Consider the following 12,541-nt stretch of genomic DNA (forward strand, 5'->3'; position numbering starts at 1 on the left):
ATCATGAAAAAAACAATTCTAACGGGAGCTATCCTAGCTTTTTTAACCCTAGGTGCTACCTCAGCAATGGCTCAAGATATTAAAGGCGATGATTACGAACAAAAATTCAAAATGGGAATAGGTGCCAATGTAGGTTACCCTTTTGAAGATCCCTACAATCTAAATGTAGGTGGAGATGTTCGTTTACAATACGACTTATCAAAAAAATACTCTCTTACAGCAACTACTGGATTCAACAATTTATTTGTTAGCGGAGACAATAATGACCTAGGATATATTCCTGCTAAATTAGGTTTCAAAGCCTTTGTTTTAAAAGACAAATTTTACCTTATGGGGGAAGCAGGAGCAGCGTTTGCGGTAACGAACAATTACAATGACAAATCACTTTTGTTAAGTCCAAGTATAGGTTATGCCACTAAATATATTGATCTAAGCTTACGATACGAATACTTACCCGATTTCCCTTCCATACGAAACAATGCAGCAGATAAAGGGCTAGGACAAGTTTCATTGCGTTTAGCATATGGTTTCGACCTTTAGATTAAAAAGGAGGCTGTTTCTTACAAAAGACAGCCTCCAAATTAAACTCCATCAATTTAAAATCAATTACGTATGAAAAACTGGAACTTACCTCTTGTTTTAGGCGCTATAGCGGTAACACTCGCCTCTTGCAAAAATGAAGAACAAAAAATGGCCGATGAAAAAGTGGAACAATTCAAAGTGTTTGTAGACTCCATTAGTGATATCGCAATGGACAATGCAACCGTAAATTGGGTAAATATTCAAAACGAATACGAACATAGTAAAAACGAAGCGAAACAAACCCTAGCAAAACTAGACAACAAAGTAAACCTAGATTCCATACTTAAAAAAGCAGATAGCAAATACGAAATATTCAAAGCCAAAGTAATTGCGAAAAGAGATATCATGTTGCGTGAAAATTTCAGAAATAGTCTTTTTACCGAAAAAGTAGGCGAAGACATGAAATTTGAATGGGTTAACAAAAGCAATATTGCCGCAGTTTACGAACATTTTGTAGCTACTGTTGACCAAAATAAATCCGTATACAGTAGAGAAGATTGGGATGAAATCAAACTCATCTACGAAGCCTTAGATAGCCGAAAAAATGCAGTTGAAAAAGAAGGCATAACTACTAAAGACAATATTAAAATTGCAGGTTTAAAAATTAAATTCACCACAATATACCAAATCAATAGAGCGACTGCAAAATACCGAGAAAATGCAGAAGCGAAACAATAAACCCATATCTAACTATCTATATATAACAGGGAAATTCTAAAAATCAATCCTTTTTAAAATTTCGCCTCCCTTTTATTGTAAACAAAAAAAATAGGCTATCCGTAAAAAGATAGCCTATTTTTGTTTTTATAAGTAACTGTAAACAATTACGCTTGCGCTTCCATATCTACAGTAGTTTTTTCAGCGATAGCTTTGTAAGTTCCATTTACTAATTTCTCACGGATTGCTTCAAAAGCAGTTAATGTTTCCTCGATATCAGCTAAGGTATGAGAAGCCGTAGGAATCATCCTTAGCAAGATAATCCCTTTAGGAATTACAGGATAAACTACGATTGACAAGAAAATACCATAGTTCTCTCTCAAGTCGTTTACCATCACCATTGCTTCTGGAATACTTCCTTGAAGATATACCGGAGTAATACAAGTATTCGTATCTCCAATATCAAAACCTTTCTCTTTCAATCCGTTTTGTAATGCATTTACGTTTTCCCACAATTTATCTTTTATTGCCGATGATTGACGCAATAACTCTAAACGTTTCAAAGAACCAATAGTTTGGATCATTGGCAACGCCTTAGCAAACATTTGTGAACGTAAGTTGTATTTTAAATAATCAATAACATCTTTATCAGCAGCTACAAAAGCTCCAATGTTAGCCATCGATTTTGCAAAAGTCGAGAAATAAACATCAATTCCGTCCTGACAACCTTGCTCCTCACCTGCTCCAGCTCCTGTTTTTCCAAGAGTACCAAAACCGTGAGCATCATCAACCAAAAGACGGAAATTGTATTTCTCTTTCAAGGCTACAATTTCTTTCAATTTACCTTGTTGCCCACGCATTCCAAAAACACCTTCAGTGATGAATAAAATTCCACCACCTGTTTCAGTAGCCATTTTTGTAGCACGTTGCAAGTTTTTCTCCATGCTTTCTAAATCATTGTGCTTGTATGTAAAACGCTTACCCATGTGCAAACGAACACCGTCAATAATACAAGCATGCGAATCCACATCATACACAATAATATCATTCTTAGTCACCAAAGCATCAATGATAGACACCATTCCTTGGTATCCAAAATTCAATAAATAAGCTGATTCTTTCATTACAAAAGCAGCCAATTCATTCTCTAATTGCTCGTGGTAAGTAGTGTGTCCACTCATCATACGAGCACCCATTGGGTAAGCTGCACCAAATTGAATTGCTGCATCCGTATCGGCTTTACGCACCTCAGGGTGATTCGCTAAACCTAAATAGTCATTCAAACTCCAGTTCAAAATATCTTTTCCACCAAACTTCATTCTAGGTCCTAGTTCACCTTCTAACTTAGGAAACACATAATATCCTTCTGCTTGTGAAGCCCATTTTCCTAAAGGTCCTTTATTGCTTTGAATCCTTTCGAATAAATCTTTTACCATAATATATCCAGTAATAATTTTAATTTTAAGAGGTTGCAAAAATAATTATTTAAATTTTATAAAGGGCTGGAAAGCACAATTATTTTCAGAGGTCAAGCTAGCTGTTAGCCCTATCTTAGGGTTTTAATCTGAAAAAATTTCAAATTCTAAGAAAAACCACAAGGATGCCTCTCTTACCCACTGTCTATCAGCAGACAACTCAGGGTTAAAAAATTCCTGCTCTAAAGAATAGTCATTTTTAAGTACCATAAATTATTTATAAGAAAAATAAGTATATTTGAAAAAGAAACAAAACTTCGCATATACATCCTGATTCGGGTAGATTGGCGAAAGTTTGTTTCGTATGTAAACAAGTTATAGGCTATACTACCAAAAATCGTAAAAAGAAAAATATGAAAATTTACTGTTTGCTTTTCTTAACTATTTCAACTTTGAGTTTTTCACAAAACAATTCAGAATCTGACGTTTTTAAAAAAATCATTGATGAGCAAATTGGAAAGGGTACATTAGGAATGTATGTTCAATGTGAAAAATATAAAACTTATTTTGACCCAGCAAGATTTAAAGAAGAAACCGGACTTGAAGTCCCTGAAAATATACTAAAAGAAATTGAAACAAACGTTGTAAAAAGTAGTAATGGAATTTGGAATTCAGAATTAATAAAAGAATTGAATTACGGCTCTAGTACAATAAAAAGCGAAAAATGTTTGACTAAAAAAGAAGCTGAAGAAATATTTATAAAAACAAAGAAAAGACAAAAAGTAATTTCTATAAGTGAACCTATTTTTGACAATAATTACGAAAATTGCATTGTTTCTGTTATTTACTCGACATTTACACACAGCGCTAGTGGATATAGTTATTTTCTTAAAAAAGTTTACGGAAGTTGGACAGTAATCGCTGTATATGAAATTTGGATGACCTAAAAAAGTACAGCCTATAACAGCTACTACAACGGATTTGGGCAATAGGCTTAATGGAAAAATGGTTTTGTATCTGGGATGATTTGGCAAATCCGAAGAATGGGTTTAATTTAGTCCCAAACCCGCTGTAGTAGCGGGACGTTGTGCGTCAATGTAAAAAAATCAACTCGCAAACAACACATCTGGTTTTTTACCCACACAAACGCTAGAAAAAGCAAAAGATTTGTTTTTTCTAAAGCTTCTGTATAAAAACGAACGGAATAAATTAACTTAGCTGAAAATTTATAAAAACAATAATGATCAAAATATTTAAAGACTACCTAACTGACTTTGATGTAAAATTTAAAGACTTAGATTTTATTGATAAATCCTTTCACGAAAAAGAACTTGGAGTAGTTTCTTTTGCTTCTAAAGCAAATTGCAAAGACACAAACTGAAATTTCAGCGAAGAATACATTAGAACAAGATTTGTTTACGCATTAGTAAACAGTGGTTTTTTCCTCTTAAACGGTGGCGGACTTGGAAACGATTTAGGAAAAATATATTATTTAGCACCAGATAGTTTAGAATTTGAACCACTTGATTTGAGTTACTCCGAATTCTTACTCTTCTGCTTCAATAATGATTTGGATGATTTTTACAAAGGCCTTAGATGGAAGAACTGGAAAAGCGAAGTTTCAAAATTAAACGGAGATACTGTTTTTAATTTTTTCCCTATTTATGGACTAAAGAAGGCAAGAACATCGAAAAAAATTCAAAAAAGAAATCCCAATTGAGGAACAGTATAATTTTATCATGGGATTTATAAAAAAATAAAAACATCAGGCTTGCGCAAGCGTCACGCACTCGCAAAAAACACAACAATGAATCCAACAACAAAACATACTTTACGAACTTGTAAAAAAGGTCATCAATACTACAAGAGTAGCGACTGTCCGGTGTGCCCTGTTTGTGAAACAGATAGTAAACCTCAACAAGGCTTTTTATCTTTGTTATCGGCTCCTGCCAGAAGGGCTTTAGAAAACAAAGAAATTACCACTATAGAAAAATTAGCAGCGTATAGCGAAAAAGAACTTTTAGCGCTTCATGGTTTGGGCAAAAGCTCCATTCCTAAATTACAATCGGCATTAGAAAAAGAAAATTTAGCTTTAAAGAAAGAAAATGAACAACCACAAAGTTTTTAAAATGGCTTTTGCTTCGGTCTATCCACATTATATTGCCAAGGCGGAGAAAAAAGCAGAACCAAAGAAGAAGTCCACACTATCATTTTTTGGTTAACAGGCTACAACGAAACAAGCCTAGCCCAAATACTGGAAAACAAAACCGACTTCGAAAGCTTTTTTGCGGAAGCACCACAACTCAACCCGAATGTTACTAAAATTACAGGCGTTATTTGCGGTTATCGTGTAGAAGAAATCGAAAACCCACTGATGCAGCAAATTCGCTATCTAGACAAACTCATTGACGAATTAGCCAAAGGAAAAACAATGGAGAAAATTTTGAGGAAATAATAGGGTTCCCTTCTTCAAAAATCAAAGATAGTTTCTTTCAACGGCTTATACTTTATATCGGCACCGCATGGTTTTGCTTGATAACCCCAATAACAAAAGTACTGTGCGCACTTCCAATATTTTTTACCGAGCCTAAATCGTTAATCACAAAAGACTGATAATGCTTCATGTCTTTAACCATAATCTTCAGTAAAAAATCATAATCGCCCGAAATATTGTAACATTCCACCACTTCTTTAATCGAAACGATATCCTTTACAAACTTATTTCCTATCTCTTTGGTATGTTCCTTTAAAGTGATATTACAAAATACGGTTAATTGTAAGCCCAATTTTTCAGCATTTACAATAGCAGCGTACTTTTCTATAAAACCCTCTTTTTCCAATCGTTTAATTCTTTCATAAACGGGTGATAGGAGATAAATTTACTCGTGTAGCGATTTCTTTGGTCGTCAATTTTGCATCTTTTTGAAGCACTTTTAACAACTCCAGGTCGATCATATCTATGTTTTCTAAAGAGAAATTATCTGTTTTTTTCATTATTACAAGCACTAAAAGATTAATTATCTACAAAAATAATAAAAATAGATATATTATCTAATTTTAAACAGTAATTAAAAAAATACATCTTTTATATCAAACTTTGCAAGACAAAAAATCTAAATCCTACTACCATAATGAAAACAGTCGTACAAGAAGATTCCGGAATAAAAAATAAAAACACACAGCATGCTATCAAGAATGATTTTGCATTTACCCTAAAGAGCACTTGTTTAGATGAAAACTACCATCCCTCAAGTAAAACGCGTTTAACAACCAATTTTGCAAACCTGGCTAGAGGAGCCAATCGCCAGCAAAACTTACGTAATGCATTGAATATGATTAACAATCGATTCAATTCATTAGCCCATTTGGATAACCCAAAAGGGGATCGTTACCATGTAACACTTGAAATTCTCACTGTCACGATGAGTATCGATGATAAAGGCGGCACTAATGACCTGCCGATGATTGAGGTTTTAAAAACGAATATTTTTGACCGTAAGACGGGTCAGCAAATTGAAGGTGTTGCCGGAAATAATTATTCCTCTTATGTTCGTGATTATGATTTCAGTATTTTATTAACCGATTACAATAAGGATAAATCTAGTATTAGTGTTCCTGAAAATTATGGTGATTTGCACGGAAAATTATACAAATGCTTTGTGAATTCAACCACTTATAAAGAGCACTTTAAGAAATCTCCAATCATTTGTTTAAGTGTATCGAGTAACAAAACCTATACTCGCACGGAATATCAACACCCTGTTCTGGGTTATGAATATCAGCAGGATCATTATTCGCTCACTGATGAATATTTCTTTAAAATGGGCTTAAAAGTTCGTTTTTTCATGCCTCCGAACAGTGTAGCACCGATGGCTTTTTACCATTCTGGAGACCTACTTAATGATTATACTGATCTTGGACTAATCAGTTCCATCAGTACGATGGAGACTTTTCAGAAGATTTATCGTCCTGAAATTTACAATGCCAATTCAGTGGCTGGAAAAATCTATCAACCTAGTCTTAAACACGAAGATTATTCACTTACTCGCGTGGAGTATGACCGTGAAGAGCGCAGTCGACTAGCTGTTGAACAGGGTAAATATGCTGAAGAACATTTCATTAAGCCCTACAAAAACATCCTGGAAAACTGGTCTGCAAATTTCAATCTTTAATTAACCTTATACACTAAAATTATTCGAACATGAAAAAAATAGTATTACCCACCTCAATTGTTGGAAGTTTACCAAAACCTGCTTGGTTGGCACCACCCGAAAAACTTTGGTCGCCTTGGAAATTAGAAGGCGATCAGTTACTGGAAGGAAAACAAGATGCTTTGCGTATTTCTTTGCAAGAACAACTTTTGGCTGGAGTTGATATCATTAGTGATGGCGAACAAACACGCCAACATTTTGTAACCACTTTTATCGAACATTTAGGCGGTGTCGATTTTGAAAATCGTAAAACCGTAAAAATTCGCAACCGTTATGATGCGAGTGTTCCTATTGTAGTGGACGAGATTACGCGCCAAAAATCCGTTTTTGTTGAAGATGCTAAATTTTTACGCAAACAAACTAATAAACCCATTAAATGGGCATTACCAGGCCCACTAACAATGGTAGATACCTTGTACGATGACCATTATAAAAGTAGGGAAAAATTGGCTTGGGAATTTGCAAAAGCACTCAATGAAGAAGCTAGAGAACTGCAAGATGCTGGGGTTGATATTATCCAGTTTGACGAACCTGCTTTCAATGTATTTTTTGATGAGGTAAACGATTGGGGAATGGCAGCATTAGAGCGAGCGATAGAAGGTTTGCATTGCGAAACAGCTGTACATATTTGCTACGGTTATGGTATTCAAGCGAATAATGATTGGAAAAAAACATTGGGTTCAGAGTGGCGTCAATACGAAGAAATTTTCCCAAAAATTCAAAAATCTAAAATTGATGTGGTCTCATTAGAATGTCACAACTCCAATGTTCCTTTGCATTTAATGGAATTGGTTAGTGGCAAAAAAGTAATGGTGGGTGCTATTGATGTTGCAACTAACACTATCGAGACACCCGAAGAAGTCGCTGATACTTTACGTAAAGCTTTGGAGTTTGTAAACATTGAAAATCTTTATCCTTCTACCAATTGCGGAATGGCGCCATTGTCTCGAAACGTAGCCAGAGGCAAGTTAAACGCTTTAAGTGCAGGAGCTGAAATTATTCGCAAAGAACTTGGAATTTAAAACTAATTTAAAAATCGGATAGCGTTGAAATTTCCGTTAATAACACAGCTATCCCATTTAAGGATATTTTATAATAGCAAATTTATCTGCTCGTTATTTTTTTTGTAATCTTGCCTCATCGGAGGAATAATAGCAAAACACATTGAAAAAATTATTAGAAACATTAAGTAAAGTAGGTTTAGACGGTTTCCTATTAATGATCGCCAGCATGATACTACTGGCTTATTTTTTGCCGCAGCCAGGAATGATTAAAGAACCTGTTTCATTAGAAGAAATTGCCAATGTAGGTGTTTCATTTATTTTTTTGTTTTATGGCTTACGCCTAAGTGTTGAAAAACTAAAAGCCGGGCTTGCCAATTGGAAAATGCACATTATCGTCCAGTTAACAACCTTTTTGTTTTTTCCGTTGCTTGTTTTGGCATTTCGCCCCTTGTTTATCAACGCCGGCTTTGAATTGCTTTGGCTAGGAATTTTTTTCTAGCAGCCTTACCGTCTACGGTATCTTCTTCTGTGGTTATGGTTTCCATTGCCAAAGGCAACATTCCAGCCGCGATTTTTAATGCGAGCATTTCCAGTTTAATCGGAGTAGTGGTCACGCCACTTTGGGTGGGGCTGTTTATCGCCTCTGCGACTGGCAATTTTGATATCAGCACCATTGTTATAAAGTTGATTGTTCAAGTCCTGTTACCTGTTATTATTGGTATAAGCCTCAATTCTCGTTTTGGTGCTATCGCTGAAAAATATAAGAAGCAGCTCAAATATTTCGATCAGGCAATCATCCTTACGATCATTTATACCTCGTTTTGTAAGTCATTCTCCGAACATCTTTTTGAAGGCTTCTCCGCCCTTGAACTTGCCGGACTCACTACAGGAATGATAGTTTTATTTTTTGCCGTATTCCTTTGTGTGGGACTTCTCAGCCGTCTATTTGGCTTTTCAGACGAAGACCGAATTACAGTCTTGTTTTGTGGTTCTAAAAAGTCATTGGTTCACGGAACTGTCATGTCTAAAGTACTGTTTCAACAAAGTACTATCACTGGTATCGTGTTGTTGCCACTCATGCTTTATCATGCTTTGCAATTGATTGCCGCCAGTATCATTGCTCAGAATATGGCTCGAAGAAAAAAAGCATAATTGATTATATACAACTTGTATGTCTCGCTTGTAGCCAACTCTTAAATAGTTACAAGCGAGACTCTAGCTTGTCATGAAATCAATAATAACGGCTACGCCACTATTCCAACTCGCTCAAAAATTAATAATCGTGATTCTAATATTCTCACTATTAACAAAACATTAAAGCCATTTTAAAAGCATTTCACGCCAAAGAATTACTACCTTTAGCTTTCAAATGAAAATGCTATGTCACAAAACAATAAAGAACTCAAATTAGCGGTTCTTATAGATGCCGATAATGTTCCGTACAGCAATGTAAAAGGAATGATGGAAGAAATTGCCAAATACGGCACTCCTACCACCAAACGTATTTATGCCGATTGGACCAAACCAAACGCTAACGGATGGAAAGGTGTTTTACTGGAACACGCCATTACTCCTATTCAGCAATACGGTTATACCACTGGAAAAAATTCTTCAGATTCGGCATTGATTATTGATGCGATGGATTTGTTGTATTCTGGAAAACTAGACGGTTTTTGTATTGTTTCCAGTGACAGTGATTTCACCCGTTTAGCTATTCGTTTGAGAGAATCAGGAATGAAAGTCATTGGAATTGGCGAACAAAAAACACCAAAACCCTTTATTAGTGCCTGCGACAGATTTATTTTCCTCGAAGTCCTAGATGGTGCTATTAAGAAAAAAGCGGTCAAAACTGTAATTGAAACCAAAAAACCAGTTGAAAAAACCACTACAACTAAAACTACTGAAAAAGCAACTCAAAAACCGCTGAATAAAATCGACGAACCAACAATTGAACTGATTGAATCGACCATTGAAGACTTAGCCGATGATGCAGGTTGGGCATTCCTAGGTGATGTAGGAAACCTAGTAGTAAAGAAAAAACCCGAATTTGACCCGAGAAACTATGGTTTTTCTAAACTCACGCCTATGCTCAAATCACTTACCGACATTTTAGAAATAGACGAAAGAGATTCGGATAAAAAAGGAATTAAACACGTATATGTGCGTTTACTTTTTAGTTAAACATACTGCTTAATCGTTTGATATAAAACCTCTTTATTGATTGGTTTGGTTAAATAATGATTCATTCCTATTTCGGCAACACGCTGTTTTGTACTTTCCATTACATCCGCAGTAACGGCTATAATAGGAATCCTAGCATTTTGTTCTCCTACTTGTCCGTTTCGAATGGCAATAGTGGCTTCATAACCGTCCATCACTGGCATTTGCAAATCCATCAAAACTAAATCTATTCTATTCGCAGCAAATGCGTCCAAGCCTTCTTGACCATTATTAGCAAATATAACAACCGTATTCAACCATTTTTTAGTAATCATTTTAATGACCATTTGGTTCATTGCGTTATCTTCTACAACTAAAATGGTTTTTCCACCTAAATCACATACTGCTGCTTCGGTAACCACTGGGGCTACTACTGTTTTTTTCTCAGGAATTTCATAATCCAATATTATAGTACACACTGTTCCTTTTCCTAATTCACTATCAATAGCGATATGTCCACCTTGCATATCAACCAGTGTTTTTACAATGTACAATCCTAACCCAAGTCCGCCAAACTTTCGTTTGTTATCAATGCTATGTTGTGAAAAAGAATCAAACAAACTGTCTTTCTTTTCCTTAGCAATCCCCACACCTGTATCGGAAACAATCATTTTAATACTGGCCAAATTATCCGATTTCATTTCGATTTCTACTTTGAATTCTACCGATCCTTCTGTAGTAAATTTGATGGCATTATTTAACACATTATTCAAAATCTGAAACAACCTATTCTCATCACCAATAATCACAAGGCTTTGCAATTCAGGCTTTTTAAATTTGAATTTCAAACCCTTATCTTTCGATTTAAGTTTGGCATTGTAGCGTACATTTCTAAAAATATTCAGTACATCGAACTCCTTTTTCTCTAGTCTTAATTCATTTTTTTCAATCTTAGAAAAATCCAAAATATCATTTACGGATCCCAATAAACTCTGTGCCGAATAGGTAATTACTTCGCAATTTTTCTTTGTCTTTTTGTCCTTCACCTCAGCTGAAGCACTTTCAACTAAATTGGTAATAACATTTAATGGTGTACGTAACTCATGACTAATATTAGACAAAAAATACGATTTCAACTCGTTCATTTCTTCCGATTTCACTAAGGCTATTCGGTTGAATTCTTCTTTTTCATTTTTTAATTTCCTAATCAAATTTGCCATTGAAAGTGATAAGAAAATAACTTCTAAACCAGTACCTATTTTGGAACTATTTTGTGTTACAAATGTATTAGGAATTACTCCCACATTATTAAGAATGAATACTCCAAAACCGATGATTAAAAAGAAAATCCCCAACACATACAGGATATCTACTTCTTTTTTTGAATACAATAAATAACTAATGGAATACAACACTATTATAAAAAAGATTAGGGCAAGAAAATTGACAATTTGATACGAATAAAACAATGCCGCAGGCACAAATACAGTTACCAAAAAAAGAGCAACAAAGGAAATATAACTTATTTTATAAACCAAATACAAGCGCTCACTGTTCTTTTTTATTTGCAAAAACAATTCACTATAACGTCCTAAAATAAAAGCTCCTACAATTGCTAGCAGCAAGACAGCATGTTTTGAAAACCAACCTCCGCTTGGCGTTATATATTGATAAAAATAACCATCTAGAGCAAATTGCAACAGCCCTACAGACACAACATACAAGCTGTAATACAAAAACGTTAATTCCTTCAAGCTAATAAACAAGAAAAAACAAACGATTGCTACAAAAAACAATAATCCATAAAAAAACCCAAATACAAATTGTTCAGTTGAGTTAACATTAACAAAAGCCTCCGTTGAATATAAAATTAATGGTAATTTTAAAACGTCTCCATCGCTTTTTACATGCAGGACTAACTTTAATTGGGAATTTGGAGGAATAACTAAATAAAATAAACATTTTCGATGTGGATAACTTCGTTGTGAAAACTTCTTTTCATCTCCACTAATATGTTTAATAATTTTTCCTGTTTGCTGATTTACAACATACAATTCAACAATATTGGTAATAGGACGTGCTGTTTCAAAATAATATTTTAACTCTCCATTTGTAGTGTTAACAATGGTTGTAGAAGACCAAAAATTATTTTCAGTAAATCCTAAATAATCTCCTTTGGTTTTTAATGAAACCGGTTTTAATGAATCGAAATTTTTTAATACAAACTGAATATCTAGTTTTTTGTGACCTACATCAGCAATGGAAGTATAATTTTCAAGAGAGACTTTATAAGGTAATTGATCTTTTTTAAAAAATATTGTGAGTAACCAATTATAGAAAAAAATAGGAAAAAAAGGCTTACTACAATTTGTTTTACATTTAAAATTCTCGCTATCTTCATGTTCTAAAATTTAAGACTGCGTAAAAATAAAAAACATATTGATAGTTACTGATTAATATTGTGTTTCTTTTACCGTTTTGACAAAAAAACCAATGATTTATTAATGTTTTC

11 protein-coding genes and 3 pseudogenes are annotated in these 12,541 nt (G+C 34.4%); 11 read left to right on the forward strand and 3 right to left on the reverse strand.

Going from position 1 to position 12,541, the window contains the following annotated elements:
- The first annotated feature begins 3 nt into the window (after window positions 1-3).
- Complete coding sequence (locus P5P90_RS05725; protein ID WP_278036225.1) at window positions 4-540, forward strand: hypothetical protein; 537 nt, start codon at window positions 4-6, stop codon at window positions 538-540.
- A gap of 72 nt (window positions 541-612) precedes the next feature.
- On the forward strand, window positions 613-1,260 hold the full coding sequence (locus P5P90_RS05730; RefSeq protein WP_278036226.1) for a hypothetical protein: 648 nt from the start codon (window positions 613-615) through the stop codon (window positions 1,258-1,260).
- 146 nt (window positions 1,261-1,406) lie between these two features.
- On the opposite strand, the gene capB is transcribed toward P5P90_RS05730, so the two are convergent.
- The gene (gene capB, locus P5P90_RS05735; RefSeq protein WP_278036481.1) at window positions 1,407-2,675 is read right to left on the reverse strand and encodes a cysteate-C-fatty acyltransferase; all 1,269 of its coding nucleotides are present in this window, start codon (window positions 2,673-2,675) and stop codon (window positions 1,407-1,409) included.
- Between the two features lie 392 nt (window positions 2,676-3,067).
- Between capB and P5P90_RS05740 the strand changes: the two genes are divergently transcribed.
- From P5P90_RS05740 to P5P90_RS05760, 5 genes and pseudogenes are all read left to right on the forward strand, one after another.
- Window positions 3,068-3,601: a hypothetical protein gene (locus tag P5P90_RS05740; RefSeq protein ID WP_278036227.1), complete on the forward strand. Its 534-nt coding sequence runs from the start codon at window positions 3,068-3,070 to the stop codon at window positions 3,599-3,601.
- Between the two features lie 293 nt (window positions 3,602-3,894).
- Entirely contained in the window at window positions 3,895-4,035 is a 141-nt protein-coding gene (locus tag P5P90_RS05745) for a hypothetical protein (RefSeq protein WP_278036228.1), read from the forward strand.
- 102 nt (window positions 4,036-4,137) lie between these two features.
- Entirely contained in the window at window positions 4,138-4,374 is a 237-nt protein-coding gene (locus P5P90_RS05750; protein WP_278036482.1) for a DUF2625 family protein, read from the forward strand.
- Between the two features lie 87 nt (window positions 4,375-4,461).
- Window positions 4,462-4,782 carry an RNA polymerase alpha subunit C-terminal domain-containing protein gene (locus tag P5P90_RS05755; protein WP_278036229.1) on the forward strand — a complete coding sequence of 107 codons (321 nt, stop codon included), beginning with the start codon at window positions 4,462-4,464 and terminating at the stop codon, window positions 4,780-4,782.
- A gap of 49 nt (window positions 4,783-4,831) precedes the next feature.
- Window positions 4,832-5,109 (forward strand): annotated as a pseudogene (locus tag P5P90_RS05760) (DUF2200 domain-containing protein); the annotation flags it as partial.
- 52 nt (window positions 5,110-5,161) lie between these two features.
- On the opposite strand, the pseudogene P5P90_RS05765 reads toward P5P90_RS05760, so the two are convergent.
- Window positions 5,162-5,648: pseudogene (locus P5P90_RS05765) on the reverse strand (Lrp/AsnC family transcriptional regulator).
- A 137-nt stretch (window positions 5,649-5,785) separates the two neighbouring features.
- On the opposite strand from P5P90_RS05765, the gene P5P90_RS05770 reads away from it, so the two are divergent.
- The 4 genes and pseudogenes from P5P90_RS05770 (at window position 5,786) to P5P90_RS05785 (ending at window position 10,050) form a co-directional block, all read left to right on the forward strand.
- A complete protein-coding gene (locus P5P90_RS05770) occupies window positions 5,786-6,826 on the forward strand; it encodes a DUF1852 domain-containing protein (RefSeq protein ID WP_278036230.1) in 1,041 nt (346 codons plus the stop codon).
- Between the two features lie 29 nt (window positions 6,827-6,855).
- Entirely contained in the window at window positions 6,856-7,887 is a 1,032-nt protein-coding gene (locus P5P90_RS05775; protein ID WP_278036231.1) for a methionine synthase, read from the forward strand.
- A 196-nt stretch (window positions 7,888-8,083) separates the two neighbouring features.
- A pseudogene (locus P5P90_RS05780) lies at window positions 8,084-9,021 on the forward strand (bile acid:sodium symporter family protein).
- A 228-nt stretch (window positions 9,022-9,249) separates the two neighbouring features.
- Window positions 9,250-10,050 carry an NYN domain-containing protein gene (locus P5P90_RS05785; protein ID WP_278036232.1) on the forward strand — a complete coding sequence of 267 codons (801 nt, stop codon included), beginning with the start codon at window positions 9,250-9,252 and terminating at the stop codon, window positions 10,048-10,050.
- Here P5P90_RS05785 and P5P90_RS05790 read toward each other — a convergent pair.
- The gene (locus tag P5P90_RS05790) at window positions 10,047-12,440 is read right to left on the reverse strand and encodes a hybrid sensor histidine kinase/response regulator (RefSeq protein ID WP_278036483.1); all 2,394 of its coding nucleotides are present in this window, start codon (window positions 12,438-12,440) and stop codon (window positions 10,047-10,049) included. The genes P5P90_RS05785 and P5P90_RS05790 overlap by 4 nt on opposite strands.
- Window positions 12,441-12,541 lie beyond the last annotated feature (101 nt).

The organism is Flavobacterium nitratireducens, assembly GCF_029625335.1.
Lineage (GTDB): Bacteria > Bacteroidota > Bacteroidia > Flavobacteriales > Flavobacteriaceae > Flavobacterium > Flavobacterium nitratireducens.